Source organism: Cupriavidus sp. GW822-FHT02D05 (assembly GCF_058802485.1).
On record NZ_JBXAOE010000010.1, the window covers coordinates 94,098 to 108,200 of the forward strand.

The 14,103-nt window shown below is 67.4% G+C and carries 16 protein-coding genes; 13 read left to right on the top strand and 3 right to left on the bottom strand.

Translation table 11 applies throughout. From position 1 onward, the window contains the following. The first annotated feature begins 12 nt into the window (after window positions 1-12). From flhF to AC1RQK_RS15165, 4 genes are read left to right on the top strand one after another with little or no spacing between them, the layout of a single operon-like run. Window positions 13-2,454, top strand: coding sequence for a flagellar biosynthesis GTPase FlhF (gene flhF, locus AC1RQK_RS15150; RefSeq protein WP_492809625.1), 2,442 nt, complete (start codon window positions 13-15; stop codon window positions 2,452-2,454). Between the two features lie 3 nt (window positions 2,455-2,457). Beyond that, entirely contained in the window at window positions 2,458-3,276 is an 819-nt protein-coding gene (locus tag AC1RQK_RS15155) for a MinD/ParA family ATP-binding protein (protein ID WP_492809627.1), read from the top strand. 40 nt (window positions 3,277-3,316) lie between these two features. Then, on the top strand, window positions 3,317-4,033 hold the full coding sequence (locus tag AC1RQK_RS15160) for an RNA polymerase sigma factor FliA (RefSeq protein ID WP_006162649.1): 717 nt from the start codon (window positions 3,317-3,319) through the stop codon (window positions 4,031-4,033). Next, window positions 4,030-4,461 carry a flagellar protein FlhE gene (locus tag AC1RQK_RS15165; protein WP_492371348.1) on the top strand — a complete coding sequence of 144 codons (432 nt, stop codon included), beginning with the start codon at window positions 4,030-4,032 and terminating at the stop codon, window positions 4,459-4,461. The genes AC1RQK_RS15160 and AC1RQK_RS15165 overlap by 4 nt, the downstream gene beginning before the upstream one ends. 205 nt (window positions 4,462-4,666) lie before the next feature. Here AC1RQK_RS15165 and AC1RQK_RS15170 read toward each other — a convergent pair whose 3' ends face one another. From AC1RQK_RS15170 to flgA, 3 genes are all read right to left on the bottom strand, one after another. Beyond that, the gene (locus AC1RQK_RS15170) at window positions 4,667-5,125 is read right to left on the bottom strand and encodes a flagella synthesis protein FlgN (RefSeq protein ID WP_492371349.1); all 459 of its coding nucleotides are present in this window, start codon (window positions 5,123-5,125) and stop codon (window positions 4,667-4,669) included. A gap of 54 nt (window positions 5,126-5,179) precedes the next feature. Next, a complete protein-coding gene (flgM, locus tag AC1RQK_RS15175; RefSeq protein WP_183033945.1) occupies window positions 5,180-5,485 on the bottom strand; it encodes a flagellar biosynthesis anti-sigma factor FlgM in 306 nt (101 codons plus the stop codon). A gap of 167 nt (window positions 5,486-5,652) precedes the next feature. Further along, on the bottom strand, window positions 5,653-6,372 hold the full coding sequence (gene flgA, locus AC1RQK_RS15180; RefSeq protein ID WP_492809630.1) for a flagellar basal body P-ring formation chaperone FlgA: 720 nt from the start codon (window positions 6,370-6,372) through the stop codon (window positions 5,653-5,655). Window positions 6,373-6,594: 222 nt separating this feature from the next. On the opposite strand from flgA, the gene flgB reads away from it, so the two are divergent. Genes flgB through flgJ form a run of 9 tightly spaced genes read left to right on the top strand, consistent with a single transcriptional unit; the run spans window position 6,595 to window position 13,888 of the window. Further along, window positions 6,595-7,005, top strand: coding sequence for a flagellar basal body rod protein FlgB (gene flgB, locus AC1RQK_RS15185; protein ID WP_416051536.1), 411 nt, complete (start codon window positions 6,595-6,597; stop codon window positions 7,003-7,005). Window positions 7,006-7,012: 7 nt separating this feature from the next. Then, window positions 7,013-7,420 (top strand): flagellar basal body rod protein FlgC, encoded by a 408-nt coding sequence (gene flgC, locus AC1RQK_RS15190; protein ID WP_006162655.1) that lies wholly within the window; start codon window positions 7,013-7,015, stop codon window positions 7,418-7,420. A gap of 14 nt (window positions 7,421-7,434) precedes the next feature. Beyond that, window positions 7,435-8,106: a flagellar hook assembly protein FlgD gene (locus tag AC1RQK_RS15195; RefSeq protein ID WP_183033949.1), complete on the top strand. Its 672-nt coding sequence runs from the start codon at window positions 7,435-7,437 to the stop codon at window positions 8,104-8,106. A 56-nt stretch (window positions 8,107-8,162) separates the two neighbouring features. Further along, entirely contained in the window at window positions 8,163-9,404 is a 1,242-nt protein-coding gene (gene flgE, locus AC1RQK_RS15200; RefSeq protein WP_492371351.1) for a flagellar hook protein FlgE, read from the top strand. A 50-nt stretch (window positions 9,405-9,454) separates the two neighbouring features. Further along, a complete protein-coding gene (gene flgF / locus AC1RQK_RS15205) occupies window positions 9,455-10,198 on the top strand; it encodes a flagellar basal-body rod protein FlgF (RefSeq protein ID WP_416051539.1) in 744 nt (247 codons plus the stop codon). A 51-nt stretch (window positions 10,199-10,249) separates the two neighbouring features. Beyond that, a complete protein-coding gene (flgG, locus tag AC1RQK_RS15210; RefSeq protein ID WP_043356996.1) occupies window positions 10,250-11,035 on the top strand; it encodes a flagellar basal-body rod protein FlgG in 786 nt (261 codons plus the stop codon). A gap of 2 nt (window positions 11,036-11,037) precedes the next feature. After that, entirely contained in the window at window positions 11,038-11,715 is a 678-nt protein-coding gene (gene flgH, locus AC1RQK_RS15215) for a flagellar basal body L-ring protein FlgH (RefSeq protein ID WP_370564869.1), read from the top strand. 14 nt (window positions 11,716-11,729) lie between these two features. Continuing rightward, window positions 11,730-12,863 carry a flagellar basal body P-ring protein FlgI gene (locus AC1RQK_RS15220; protein WP_492371353.1) on the top strand — a complete coding sequence of 378 codons (1,134 nt, stop codon included), beginning with the start codon at window positions 11,730-11,732 and terminating at the stop codon, window positions 12,861-12,863. Window positions 12,864-12,865: 2 nt separating this feature from the next. Continuing rightward, window positions 12,866-13,888 carry a flagellar assembly peptidoglycan hydrolase FlgJ gene (gene flgJ, locus AC1RQK_RS15225; RefSeq protein ID WP_043356992.1) on the top strand — a complete coding sequence of 341 codons (1,023 nt, stop codon included), beginning with the start codon at window positions 12,866-12,868 and terminating at the stop codon, window positions 13,886-13,888. Window positions 13,889-14,103: the final 215 nt, after the last annotated feature.

Sequence of the window (14,103 nt, forward strand, 5' to 3'; positions counted from 1 at the left end):
GGGTTTCGCAAAATGAGCGTAGCTAAATTCGTGGCGGCCAATGGCCGCGAGGCCTTGCGCCAGGTGCGCGAGGCGATGGGGCCGGATGCCGTGGTGCTGTCCAACCGCACCGTCGAAGGGGGTGTGGAGATCGTCGCGATGCGCGACACCGATCTCGGCGCCATCTCCAGCAACGCGCCGGTATTCACGCCGCCGCCGGCTGCCGCGGTCGCCGTCGACGGTGCCCTTGGCGACCTGCGCGGCGAGCTGCAGACCATGCGCGCCATGATGGAGCGCCAGTTCTCCGGCGTGGGCACGCACAGCCTGCCGTCGATCGGCGGCGACCCGTTGCGCGATTCGCTGTTTACCTGGTTAGTGACCGCTGGCTTCTCCGGGCAGCTCGCTCGTTCGCTGCTGGGTCACTTGCCGCTGGGCCATGACCGGCCTGCCGCCATGACCTGGATCCGCCAGGAGCTCGCGCGCAAGGTGCCGGTGCTGAACGACGAAGATGCGCTCTTTGCCCAGGGCGGCGTGCTGGCGCTGGTGGGCCCCACCGGCGTGGGCAAGACCACCACCACCGCCAAGCTGGCCGCGCGCTTCGTGCTCAAGCACGGCCCGGAACGCCTGGCGCTCCTGACCACCGACACGTTCCGGATTGGCGCGCACGAGCAATTGCGCATCTACGGCGACATCCTTGGCGTGCCCGTGCACGCGGTCAAGGACGCGGCCGACCTGCGCTTCGCGCTGGCGGCACTGACCGAGAAGCACCTGGTGATCATCGACACCGTGGGCATGAGCCAGCGAGACCGCAACCTGTCCGAGCAGATCGCCATGCTGGCCGGCGTGCAGGCGCCGGTGCAGCGCATCCTGCTGCTCAACGGCGCCAGCCACGGCGACACGCTCAACGAAGTCGTCCACGCTTACCGTCACGATGCCACGCCCGACGGCGGCATCGACGGCTGCATCGTCAGCAAGCTGGATGAGGCCACGCACCTGGGCTCCGTGCTCGACGTGGTGATCCGCCACCGCTTGCCGGTGTACTACGCCTCCACCGGCCAGCGCGTGCCCGAGCACCTTGAACTCGCCAACGGCGCGGCCCTTGTCGAGCGTGCCTTCCAGACGCCGCGCCGCGGCTCGGTGTTTGCCGACGCGGAAGCCGCGCGCCGCGCCATGCCCGCGCAGGACGACAGCGAAGCCGCGCGCGCAGCCAGCCCCGGCGGCGCCGACGGCATGCTGCGCTCGCTGACCGACAGCGCCAACGCGGTGGGCGATTGCGTGGAGCAACTGAACGCTGGCAGCTATAGCTTTGAGCTGGTCCGCTCGCTGTGGCAGCAACGCAATGAGAGCGCACCCTCGCCGCGCCTGATGGCGCAGCAAGTGCGTGAGGCCGCCTGCCGCGACCTCGCCCGCCATTGCGACCGCTTCGTGCTGTCGCTGAGTGCCACGGTGGCCGCGCCGGTGGCGGGACGGCGCGCGCCGCGCCCATGGCAACACACGCTGTTCCTGGCGGACCGCGACGGCCTGCCGCTGGCGGCCGCCGCCGCGCCCGCCGGCCGCACCGGCCCGGCGCTGCAAGGCGGCCAGGGCGGATGGGAAGCCGATGCCGCCACGCTGTGCGCCGCCATCGCCGCCGCCCGTACCGTGGTCAACGTACTCGACGCCATGCCTGCCGCCCCCGTGCTGGCACGCTGGCAGCAAGCTGGCGAGCGCTGGCTGGCCACCGCACGCAAGACCACTCGCGTGGCCAGCGGCGGCGGTGCCGTCAAGCTCGATGCGTTGGCCGAGACGCTGACTTTCCACGCCGTGCAAGACATGGATTATCGCGGCCGCGATGCTGTGCAGTGGATCGCGCAAAGCCCGGTGCGCGTGCTCGAAGGCCAGGCACGCGGCGCCCGCTCTGCCGCCGAAGGCGGTACCGAGGCAGGCTTGCTGGTGTCGCGCGTGGTCGACCGCGAGAACGGCCAGACGCTCGCCGTGCATTACCTGCTGTGCGACCCGGCGCTGTCGGCCGAGGGCGCACAACTGGCCCGCTGGGCCCGCTGGGCCGAAGCCGGCGAAGCGCAACTGCGCACGCTGCGCCATGCGCTGGACCACCTGGGCCAAGGCGACGGCGGCAATGAACCCGCACAGGCCGAAGCGCAGGCCTGCGCCCGCTTGCTCGCGCTGCAGATGGGCGTGGCCGCGCTGCGCCTCGAGCAGGCCTGCGATGATTCGGTCACTGCATTCCTGGCGCGGCTGACCGGCCGCGCGCCGGCTCGCCAGGCTTGCGGCGCAGCGGTACTGGTCGAAGGCATCGGCCGTTTGCTGGCCTTGCTCGACGTGCTGGAAAACTATCCCGCCCGCAGCGGCCGCGCCACGCAGTCCGCCGTTCAGGAAGCGCCGCCGGAGACGTTCCAACTGGGCGGCGCCGGGGGCCAGCTCGAGGCGCGCATGAGCGGAAGCCGCGTGTTCGAGACACTGGCGCAGGGAGAATAAGCCGTGAATTCACTCGCATCCGACCAGGCGGAAAGCCTGCGGCGCATGCTGGCGCCACGCGCCACGCGCCGCATTGCCGTGGTCGCAAGCGATGCCGGTGCCGGCGCCACCACGGTGGCACTGGGGTTGGCCAACGCTCTTGCCCTGCAAGGCGAACGTGTACTGCTCGTCGATGAGGACCGCTTCGGCGCCCGCGCCACCCGGCTTGCCGGCGCCATGCCGGAAGGCACCCTGGCCGCGGTGCTGGGTGGCGCGGTGACGCTCGACGCTGCGCTCGGCAAGCGTCCCGCCGGCACCATCGCCGTGCTGCCGGGCAGCCCCCAGGCCAATGGCGACCTGCAGCTGCTCAAGTCGTTTCGCACCGTGCTCAGCGACGCCCGCAGCGATGCGGATGGCGGCTTGTCGCAAATGGCAGGCGCGGCGCACAACCTCATCGTGGTGCTGCGCGCGGAGCCGGCCTCGATCAAAGCCGCATACGCCTGCATCAAGCAGCTCAATCACCTGTACGCCTGCCGGCGTTTCCACCTGGTGATCAATGCCGCCGCCGGGGACGCCGCCGCCAGTGCGGTGCTGGGCAACCTGGCCCGTACCGCCAGCCAGTACCTTGGCGTCGAGGCCAGCCCCGCGGGCAGCCTGCCGCACGATCCGCTGGTTGAGCGCAGTACCGCATTGGGCCGTTGCGTGGTCGAGGCCTTCCCGGCCGCGCCCGCCACCGCCGCATTACGCCGAATTGCCACGGGCATTGCCAGCTGGCCAATGTCCACCGATCCCCGTTCAACCCTGTCGGCACCGATGGCGCCGACGGCCACGGCCCTGGCTTAAGGGCCGGGACCTGCAAGCTAGGACTCACGAGAATTCCACCATGTATACGATTCAGGGAAAGCTCGAACAGACTGATACCGTGACGGCGCATGCGTCGCTGGTGCGTCGCATCGCCTTGCAACTGGCGGCCAAGCTGCCTGCCAGCGTGCAGCTCGATGACTTGATCCAGGCCGGCATGATCGGCCTGCTCGACGCCGCCAAGCGCTATGAAGACACCCACGGTGCGCGTTTCGAGACCTACGCCAGCCAGCGCATTCGCGGCGCCATGCTCGACGAGGTGCGCGCCAACGACTGGCAGTCGCGCAGCCTGCGCCAGTTCACGCGGCGGATCGAGCGCACCGTGCGTGGCCTGGAGCAAACGCTGGGCCGTGCGCCGCTCGACTCCGAAGTGGCGCAGGAACTGGAGCTGCCGCTCGACGAATACCAGACGCTGCTCAACGAGGTCTATGGCTGCCAGTTGCTGCACTATGAAGACTTCGAGCGCTCCGGCGAAGAGGACTTCCTGGACCGGCACCTGAGCGTGAGCGATGACGGCAACCCCCTCACGGTGCTGATGGAGAGTGGCATGCGCGAAGCGCTGATCCGCGCCATCGAGCGCCTGCCCGAGCGGGAGAAGCTGGTGCTGTCGCTGTGCTATGACCAGGAGCTGAACCTGCGGGAAATCGGCGCGGTGCTGGAAGTCACCGAGTCGCGCGTGTGCCAGATCCGCAGCCAGGCGATTACACGGCTGCGTTCGCAGTTGCGCGGGCTGCTGTGAGCAACGGGCCCAAGCACTTCGCTGCGTTGGCGCTAGCCGTGGCGTGCTGCCCGGCACTGGCCGCGCCTGGCGGGCAGGCGCTGCATAGCTGGTCGGCTTCGGTGAACGGGCCTGCGCTGTACAGCAAAGGCTTGCGCACCGTTTCCGTCCCGATTTCACCGACCGGCTATTTGCCGCAGGCGCAGGGCGCAATCACGACGGTGCGGTGGCGCTATAGCTTCTCGCGTACGCCGCCGAATGCACTGCAGGCTTACCTATGCAATGCGCAACGGTGTGTATTGCTTTCGGGGGCTGAGGGGCTGACCGAGGCGTTTAGCGGGGATGACGCTGCCAAGGGCTTTGTGTTTGCCTTTCAGGTGCCGGGGAAGGGCGCGTTGACGCCGGTTTTGATCGGGCAGGCTAACGAGGTGACGGTTGGGTTTCGGTGAGGGGGCAGGGTAGCCTAACCGCAACTGCTTAACCGCAACTGCAGTCCCACTACCGCTGCGGGGCGGCAATCACGGCTACATCGAATCGTCTTCTGTTCCCGCCGGTTTGCTCCCCTCTCCCACTTGTGGGAGAGGGGCCGGGGGAGAGGGCGGGCACTCGCAAGAACGAGATGCCACAAACCACCCAGCTCAACCAATACCCAATTCAACCAGTCGCCAGACTGACCCCTTGCGGCCCGTTCTGCGTGCGCCCGTCGCGCCCATAGAGCGTCGTGTTGTCACCCCGTTGCCGCAACGCCAGGATCGCTTCCTCGGTGAACTCGAGATGCGCATCCACAACCGCGGCATTCAGCGCATTGGCGTGGCTTGCCGTGCGTGCCGCAAACACCAGCCTCCGCCATGCGGCCTCCACCGACGAATCGATCTGGCGCCCGAACAGCTGGCCGCCCGCGCCGGTGCGAATTCCCATGGCACCCATCTGCGCCTCGCGCGTGCGCGTCAGGGCGCCCAGCAATCCGGCCAGTTCGACCTTGCGTTCCAGCAGCCCGGCAAGGGCCTGGTAATCGCCGGCCTTGATCAGGCTTCTTTCTTCGCCTAGTACGGTGGCGAACTCCTGCGCGAGCTCGGTTTCGCGGTGCAGGTTCTGGATCAGGGACTGGCTCATGGCTTGCCTATCTTAGGGTGGGGTTGGCGATGCGGCCCGTAGCAAGCCGCGGTGTCAGGCGCCGCCGCTGAGTTCGCGCAGGGACGCGAGCAGCCCGTCGGCGATCTTGCTTGGGTCGATCTTGATGCGGCCTTCGGAGATCGCCTGGCGGATCTCTTCGACCTTGGCGGTGTCGATATCGTCGTCATGGTCTTCCACCATGCGCGCGCCGATCTCGCGCACCTGGGCCGACAGGGGGCTGCTGACGCGCACGCTGGACGTCTCCGGGGCGGCCGTCGATCCGGGGGCGCCGGCCACGCTGCGCACGGCGCCGTCGATGGCGTCGCTCGGCCTCGACGAGGTGGTCTGATTGATCTTCACGATGATTCCTTGCTGGGTACCTTTGGCTTATCGGATGCTTAGGGCGAAACTTTAGGTCGAATTGCGACGCCGCGGCGCCGTTTTTCCGGCCGCGGAGCGTGCGTTATTGTCTCATGAGCCGGCCCATGAGACGCATGCGCAACTCCAGGTGTCGCCGTCCCGATTCCCTATTGCTGTAGCACCACCGTGTCGCCGTTGCGCACCAGCGCATTGACCACCTGACCGCTCTTGAGCCGCACCTGGACGTTGTTGCCCACCGCGGCCTCGGCCATGACCTTGCCCTCGCTGCTGAGCTGGAACGACTCGCCTTCCACCAGCACCGTCACGTTCTGGCCCTGGCGTACGGCAATGGCCTTCTTCAGTAGATCCATCCGCATCGGCGAACCCGCGGCGATGCGGTTGGCCGCCACCGCGCCGGTCACCTGTGCGGGATCCGTCACCACCGCGCGCGGCAGCGACGCCAGGTCGCCTTGGCGGACTTCCAAGTCGGCTGCATCGATGGCCTCGCCGGGCATCAGGTTGCGCCCGGCCACATAGTAGTCGGCCACCACCGACACGCGCGCTTGCACGTAGCGGGTCCAGGGACGTTCGCCGGCGCAGCGCACGCCGACCGAGACCCGGCCCCAGGGGGACGCGCCCGGCGGCAGGAACGGCTCGGGCAGCGGGCAATCCGGCGCGCGCCCGCCCGAGGGCGGCACCACCTGGATGGTGGCCTTGCCGGGCAGGCCGGCAGTCTGGCGCTCAAGGAATTGTTCGACCGCGGCGCGCACCGGGTCTTCGGGAAACGGCGAGGGCGGCGCCGCGCCGGCGCTGCCGGGCAGCGTGCCGCCGGCGGCCAGCACGCAGAGCAGGGCGCGCGCCGCGGCGGCCCGGAAACGAGGGGTCATGTGTACATCCAGGCAAGGAAACGACGCGGGCCGCACCGCGAAAGCGGGTGCTGCGTGCGTGTCAACGGGTCCTATTGTAGGCAGCCCCGCGTTCTTGCTCGAGTCGAAATGCGCGGTTTTCTTTGCCCTATTCGTGCGATTGGCATGACGGGGCCGCCCCTAAGATGGCACACCTGAAGAAGGTCGACCTTCGTTGCTCTCCCCCTCCAGCGAGACACAGACATGATTGACAGACTCGATGCGGCGTTGCGCTTCCAACAAGAAGCGCTGAGCTTGCGGACCCAGCGGCAATCGGTGATTGCCTCCAATATCGCCCATGCCGACACACCTGGCTACAAGGCGCGCGACTTCGATTTCTCCAGCACGCTGGCGCAAAGCGTCGAGCGCGGAAAGCAAGCCGAAGGCGTGTCGCTGTCCACCACCTCGGTGCGCCACTTGCCGGGCGTGACGTCTGCGTTCGCCGACAAGATGCAACTCGACTACCGCATCCCGATGCAGTCGAGCATCGATGGCAATACCGTCGAGATGGACACCGAGCGCGTCGCCTTTGCCGACAACGCGGTGCACTTCGAGTCCGGGCTGACCGTGATGAGCGCCAAGATCAAGACCATGCTGTCGGCCATCCAGCAGTGAGCACGCCATGCCCGCAATGAACATCTTCGAAGTCGCCGGCTCGGCCATGGCTGCGCAGTCGCAGCGCATGAACGTGACCGCGTCCAACCTGGCCAATGCCGACAGTGCGGTCGGCCCCAACGGCCAGCCCTACCGCGCCAAGCAAGTGGTGTTCGGCCTTGCCGCCACACCAGGCCAGAACGACGTGGGCGGCGTGCAGGTGGAGGGTGTGATGGAAGATCCGTCGCCCCCGCGCATGGTGCACAACCCCACGCATCCGCTGGCCAATGCCGACGGCTACGTCACGATGCCAAACGTTAACCCGGTGGAGGAGATGGTCAACATGATCTCGGCCTCGCGTTCCTACCAGGCCAACGTGGAAGTCCTCAACACCGCCAAGAACATGATGCTCAAGACACTGACCATCGGTCAGTAAAACCGGGATACGCAATGACCACGACCTCCTCCACAGGCAGCAGCACCAGCGCCGCCGGCATCGCCAATACCCTGCAAAGCGGCAGCGCATCCGCCGCCGACCTGCAGAACAACTTCCTGACGATGCTGGTCACGCAGATGAACAACCAGGATCCGCTCAACCCGATGGACAACTCGCAGCTGACCTCGCAGCTCGCGCAGATCAGCCAGGTGAGCGGCATGCAGACCTTGAACACCACGCTGAACTCGCTGCTGTCGCAAGTCAGCGCGAGCCGCGCGATGGATTCGGCAGCGCTGATTGGCCACACCGTGATGGTGCCGGGCAATGCCACCACGGTGGCCAGCGGCGTGCCGGGCCAGATCGGTGTGGACCTGCCGTCCACCGCCGATGCGGTCACGGTCCAGGTGGTCGACGCGAACGGCAACGTGGTGCGCAACATCAACATGAACGGCCAGACCGCCGGCGTGCACGACATCGCCTGGGACGGCAAGAACGATGCAGGCGTCGCCGTTGCCGATGGCGACTACAGCTTCAAGGTCACCGCTACCGCCAACGGCAAGGATGTCGCGCCGGTCGCGCTGGTCTACGGCAAGGTCAACAGCATCAGTGGCGACTCCACGGGCGTGCTGGTCGACATCGGCGGCGGCCGCACCGCGCCGGTCGACGGTGTTCGCCGCATTCTTTAATCACGTGGCCACGCGCGAGACGCGCCGGCAGGATGTCAGGTAACTAGGAGAAAATCATGGGTTTCGGTCAAGGGGTAAGCGGCATCAATGCCGCCGCATCGAATCTGGACGTCATCGGCAACAACATCGCCAACGCCAACACGGTCGGCTACAAGCAATCGACCGCGCAGTTCGCCGACGTGTACGCCGGCACCAAGATTGGCTTGGGCACGACCGTGAATTCGGTGGTGCAGTCGTTCAACCAGGGCAATATCGAGTCGAGCGGCAATGCGCTCGATGTGGCCATCACCAATGGCAATGGTTTCTTCCGCCTGACCGATTCCTCGGGCTCGGTCTTCTACTCGCGCAACGGCCAGTTCCAGCGCCAGCAGGACGGTAGCATCACCAACGCGCAAGGCCTGAAACTGACTGGCTACCCGGCTGGCACGGTGGGCGGCGGCGCTGTGCAGCCGCAGCCGCTGGTGGTGCCGAACACCACGATGGCCGCCAAGGCGACCACCACCCTCGGCATCTCCTTCAACCTGAACTCCGGCAGCACCGTACCGACCACGCCGTTCGCCAGCACCCCGGCCGCACTGCCGACGTCGAGCATGTTCAACTACAGCTCCGGCGTCACCGTCTATGACTCGCTGGGCAACGCCAAGCAGCTCACCGCGTACTTCTCCACGGGCACGCCCGGCGCGGGCACGTTCCCGGCGGCGGGCGGCGGCGGCACCGACTGGACGATGAACCTGACCGATGCGGCGGGCAACGTGGTTGGCGCGCCGATCACGCTCAAGTTCGACTCGAAGGGCACGCTGCAGTCGCCGGCCGCAGGTGCTACCACCGCCATCAACATCGCCGCTGCCAACGGTGCGGCCCCCCTGGCTATCGCGATGGACCTGACCGGCACGACGCAGTTCGCCGGCGCCAACGACACCAAGCCGCCTGTGCAGAACGGCTATACCGCGGGCAGCCTGCTCGGCTTTGCGATCCAGCCGGATGGCACCATCCTTGGCAGCTACTCGAACCAGCAGACGCAGTCGCTCGGCCAGGTCGTGATGGCCGGCTTTGGCAACGTGCAGGGCCTGAAGCCGGAGGGCAACAACGTGTGGTCCGCGACCGGCGCATCGGGCCAGGCCGTGGTCGGCGCGGCCGGCGGCAGCCTTGGCACGCTCAAGTCCAATGCGGTGGAGGCATCCAACGTGGACCTGTCCGGCCAGCTGGTCAGCCTGATCGTGGCGCAGCGCAACTACCAGGCCAACGCGCAGACCATCAAGGCGCAGGACACCGTCATGCAGACACTGGTCAACCTGTAATGCGCAGCGTTGGCAAGACGAGCCGCACGGACAGGAACTAAAGGGACGCCATGGACCGCATGATCTATACCGCCCTGTCGGGGGCCAAGCAGACGCTCGACCAGCAGGCCGCGGTGTCCAACAACCTGGCCAATACTTCCACGCCGGGCTTCCGCGCGCAGGTCAACATGTTCCGCGCGGTGCCGGTGGTGGGGCAAGCCTCGCCAACGCGCGCATTCACGCTGGCGTCCACGCCTGGCGCCGACTTCAAGGCCGGCCCGCTGACCTACACGGAGCGCCCGCTGGACGTGGCGCTGCAGGGCAACGGCTGGCTGACGGTGCAGGCGCCGGACGGCACGGAAGCCTACACCCGCGCCGGTTCGCTGCAGGTGTCGGCGGACGGGCAACTGGTTACCAGCACCGGCCTGCAAGTGATGGGCGATGGCGGCCCGATCGCGGTGCCGCCTGGCGCGCAGGTCACCATCGGCAGCGATGGCACGATTACCGCGCGCGGCCCTGGCGAGACCTCCGCGGGCCTGGCCCAGGTGGGCAAGCTGCGGCTGGTGAATCCACCGCCCGATTCGATCGCCCGAGGCGACGATGGCCTGTTCCGGCTGCGCCCCGGCGCGCAGCCGCTGCAGGTTGACGCCAACATCCGCGTGATTTCCGGCGCGATCGAAGGCAGCAACGTCAACCCGGTCGAGGCGATGGTCGACATGATCGCCAACGCCCGCCGCTTCGAGATGCAGATGAAGATGATCCAGGGCGCTGACACCAACGATCAGCGCGCTAATCAACTGCTCTCGAATAACTGAACTTTGAATTGATGTGCTGCCGCGGCTCGCGGCAGCCTTGTGAGGACAAACATGATCCGCTCTCTCTGGATTGCCAAGACCGGCCTCGATGCGCAGCAGACGCAGATGGACGTGATCTCGAACAACCTGGCCAACGTCTCCACCAACGGCTTCAAGCGTGGGCGTGCCGTGTTCGAGGAATTGATGTACCAGACCGTGCGCCAGCCCGGCGCATTGTCTTCGGACCAGACCACGCTGCCGTCCGGCCTGCAACTGGGCACCGGCGTGCGTCCCGTGGCTACCGAGCGGATCCATACCCAGGGCAATCCGCAGCAGACCGGCAACAGCAAGGACGTGGCAGTGATCGGCCAGGGCTTCTTCCAGGTCACGATGCCCGACGGCACCACCGCCTACACGCGCGATGGCTCGTTCCAGACCGACCAGAACGGCCAACTGGTGACGTCCAGCGGTTTCGTGATCCAGCCCGCCATCACCTTGCCGGCCAACTACACGGCGCTGACCGTTGCGCGCGACGGCGTGGTCTCGGTGACCCAGCCCGGCTCGAGCGCCAACGTGCAGGTCGGCCAGCTGCAACTGGCTACCTTCGCGAACCCGGCCGGCCTGGAGAGCCTTGGCGAGAACCTGTATGTGCAGACCGATGCGTCGGGCGCGCCGAACACCACGGTGCCTGGCCTGAACGGCTCCGGCACGCTGCAGCAGAACTACGTCGAAGCGTCCAACGTGAACGTGGTCGAAGAACTGGTGAGCATGATCCAGACCCAGCGCGCCTACGAAATCAACAGCAAGGCCGTGCAGACCTCCGACCAGATGCTGCAGCGCCTCACCCAGCTGGGATGATCATGATTGCCTCGCTGACTCGCCTGGGCGCGCTTGCCCTTTGCTGCTTCGCGACGGGTTGCGCGATGATGCCGCGCGAGCCGCTGGTCCAGCTGCCCACCTCCGCGCGGGCAGAGCCGCGCGCGCTGGCGCCGGCGAGCGGATCGATCTACCAGTCGTCGTATGCGGGCAATCCGTTGTTCGAGGATCGCCGGCCGCGCAACGTGGGCGACATCCTCACCATCGTGATCAGCGAGAACGTCAACGCCAGCAAGAACTCCGGCACCAACGCCAGCCGCACGTCCAACAGCGCGCTGGCCTTCGATGCCGTGCCCAGGGCGCTTGGCGGGCTGTTCAGCAGCGCCCAGAACGCGACCATGAGCGGCGCCAATGCGCTTAAGGCTAGCGGCGGCGCCAGCGCCACCAACACGTTCAACGGCACCATCACCGTGACCGTGCTGGAAGTGCTGGCCAACGGCAACCTCATCGTCTCCGGTGAAAAGCAGATGGCCATCAACCAGGGCGCGGAATACATCCGCTTCTCCGGGGTGGTCAATCCGCGCACGATCACCGGCGACAACGCGGTGCCGTCCACGCAGGTGGCCGATGCGCGCATCGAGTACACCGCCAAGGGTTATATCGACGAGACGCAGAACATGGGCTGGCTGCAGCGTTTCTTCCTCAATGTTTCACCGTATTGATCACTGACCGCGTCATGTCCCTGTCTTCGCTCCCCGCCTCGCGCAGCCGCTTCGTCCGCGCTCTCTTCCTGGCGCTGACGCTGGGCCTGCTAGCAGGCGCGGCGCACGCGGAACGGCTGAAGAACCTGGCCAACTTCCAGGGCGTGCGCGACAACCCGCTGGTGGGCTATGGGCTCGTGGTGGGGCTGGATAACACCGGCGACCAGACCATGCAGACGCCGTTCACCACGCAGAGCCTGACCAACATGCTCTCGCAGCTCGGCATCACCCTGCCGGCCGGCAAGAACATGCAGCTCAAGAACGTGGCGGCGGTGATGGTCACCGCCACGCTGCCGCCGTTCGCACGGCCCGGCAGCCAGCTCGACGTGGTGGTGTCGTCGATGGGCAATGCCAAGAGCCTGCGTGGCGGCACCTTGCTGATGACGCCCCTCAAGGGCGCCGACGGCCAGGTCTACGCGATCGCGCAGGGCAATATGCTGGTGGGCGGCGCGGGCGCGTCGGCCAACGGCAGCAAGGTGCAGGTCAATCAGCTGGCGGTGGGCCGCATTGCCAATGGCGGCATCGTGGAGCGCGCCGTCCCCGCGTTCCAACCCGAAGGCGGCATCCTGAACCTGGAGCTGCGCGAAACCGACTACGGCACGGCCGAACGCGTTGTCGAGGCGATCAATCGCGCGATGGGCGGCGGCGTAGCCAGCGCGCTGGACGGCAGGGTGGTGCAGGTGCGCACGCCCGCGGCCCCGAGCGCGCGGGTGGGCTTCATGGCCCGCATCGAGAACATCGAGGTCACGCGCGCCAAGGCCGCCGCCAAGGTCATCCTCAATGCGCGCACCGGCTCGATCGTGATGAACCAGGCCGTGACGGTGGACGACTGCGCGGTGGCGCATGGCAATCTGTCGGTGGTGATCAATACCCAGCCGGTGATCAGCCAGCCGGCGCCGTTCAGTGGCGGCCAGACGGTGGTGGCGCCGGTTTCGCAGATCAACATGAAGCAAGAAGGCGGCGCGCTGCAGATGGTCAAGGCCGGCGCATCGCTGGCCGCGGTGGTCAAGGGCCTGAACGCGCTGGGCGCGACGCCGGCCGACCTGCAGACCATCCTTGAGGCCATGCGTGCCGCAGGTGCGCTGCGCGCCGACCTCGAGATCATCTGATCATGTCAGCCAGCCGCGTGGCCGCACAGGCCGAACTCTCGCAACGCTTCGCCCTGGATACGCAAGGCTTCGAAGGCCTCAAGCAAAGTGCCCGTACCGGGGCCACCCCGGAGACGCTGCGCACCGCCGCGCGCCAGTTCGAGGCGGTGTTCACGCAGATGGTGCTCAAGAGCATGCGCGACGCCACGCCGCAGGATGGCCTGTTCGACAACGAGCAGACCAAGCTGTACATGTCGATGATGGACCAGCAGCTGTCCCAGCAGATGTCCACGCGCGGCATCGGCCTGGCCGACGTCATGGTGCGCCAGCTCGCGCGCGCCAGCGGCGCGGGCCTGCCGCCCGAGCTCGCTGGCGCGGCCGCCAAGCAGGCCGCCGTGCAGGCGGGCATGGACGACGCGGCCCCCGGCCTTGCGCGCACGCTGGACATGCGCAACGGCGACGCGGACGCGCCGCGTGCAGGCAGCGTGGTGGCCGGCACCAGCTGGAACCCCACTGCGGGCCTGCGCCAGTATCAGTCGCAGGACACCGGTGCGTGGCAGGGCGGCAATGCCGTGTTGCCGGAAGACACGCCGGCCCACATCAGCGCCTTCGTCTCCCGCATGGCGGGGCCGGCGCAATCCGCAGCGCGCGCTACCGGCGTGCCGGCCAAGCTGATTCTGGGCCAGGCCGCGCTCGAATCCGGCTGGGGCCGGCGCGAGATTGCCTACCCGGACGGCAGCACCACCTTCAATGTCTTCGGCATCAAGGCGGGCGCCAACTGGAAGGGCCAGGTCGCGGAAATCACCACCACCGAATATGTCGACGGCCAGCCGCAAAAGGTGCGCGCGCGCTTCCGTGCCTACGGTTCGTACGACGAAGCCTTTGCCGACTACGGGCGCTTGCTGAGCAACAACCCGCGCTACGCCGAGGTACTGGCGGCGGCCACACCGGACGACGCGGCGCGGGGCCTGCAGCGTGCCGGTTATGCCACGGATCCGGCTTACGGCGAAAAGCTGGTCCGGATCATGCGGAAAGTGCCCGTCTGAGCGCATGCCGTGCCCTGGCAGGGCACAGGCCGAGCGGACGCAAATTGTGGGCGCCGCGCACTAAAGTCTCCTTGTACTTCTGCCGTTACTTACATCATTCACCGCCGTTCATGTCCGGCAGCGGCGAACCGGCATCGAAGGCTCCGCGACAAGCGGCCACGGTGCACGGATCGCCAGGTCAGGCACACGGCAGCCACCAGATGCGGGGTTAGAGC

Excerpts from the sequence above, each read along its gene's own strand:
- AC1RQK_RS15220 (WP_492371353.1), top strand. The coding sequence starts at position 11,730 with ATGTCCCTGTCTTCGCTCCCCGCCTCGCGCAGCCGCTTCGTCCGCGCT.
- flgB (WP_416051536.1), top strand. The coding sequence starts at position 6,595 with ATGATTGACAGACTCGATGCGGCGTTGCGCTTCCAACAAGAAGCGCTG.
- AC1RQK_RS15170 (WP_492371349.1), bottom strand. The coding sequence starts at position 5,125 with ATGAGCCAGTCCCTGATCCAGAACCTGCACCGCGAAACCGAGCTCGCG.
- flgG (WP_043356996.1), top strand. The coding sequence starts at position 10,250 with ATGATCCGCTCTCTCTGGATTGCCAAGACCGGCCTCGATGCGCAGCAG.
- AC1RQK_RS15195 (WP_183033949.1), top strand. The coding sequence starts at position 7,435 with ATGACCACGACCTCCTCCACAGGCAGCAGCACCAGCGCCGCCGGCATC.
- flgE (WP_492371351.1), top strand. The coding sequence starts at position 8,163 with ATGGGTTTCGGTCAAGGGGTAAGCGGCATCAATGCCGCCGCATCGAAT.
- flgF (WP_416051539.1), top strand. The coding sequence starts at position 9,455 with ATGGACCGCATGATCTATACCGCCCTGTCGGGGGCCAAGCAGACGCTC.
- flgJ (WP_043356992.1), top strand. The coding sequence starts at position 12,866 with ATGTCAGCCAGCCGCGTGGCCGCACAGGCCGAACTCTCGCAACGCTTC.
- flgC (WP_006162655.1), top strand. The coding sequence starts at position 7,013 with ATGCCCGCAATGAACATCTTCGAAGTCGCCGGCTCGGCCATGGCTGCG.
- flgH (WP_370564869.1), top strand. The coding sequence starts at position 11,038 with ATGATTGCCTCGCTGACTCGCCTGGGCGCGCTTGCCCTTTGCTGCTTC.
- flhF (WP_492809625.1), top strand. The coding sequence starts at position 13 with ATGAGCGTAGCTAAATTCGTGGCGGCCAATGGCCGCGAGGCCTTGCGC.
- AC1RQK_RS15160 (WP_006162649.1), top strand. The coding sequence starts at position 3,317 with ATGTATACGATTCAGGGAAAGCTCGAACAGACTGATACCGTGACGGCG.
- flgA (WP_492809630.1), bottom strand. The coding sequence starts at position 6,372 with ATGACCCCTCGTTTCCGGGCCGCCGCGGCGCGCGCCCTGCTCTGCGTG.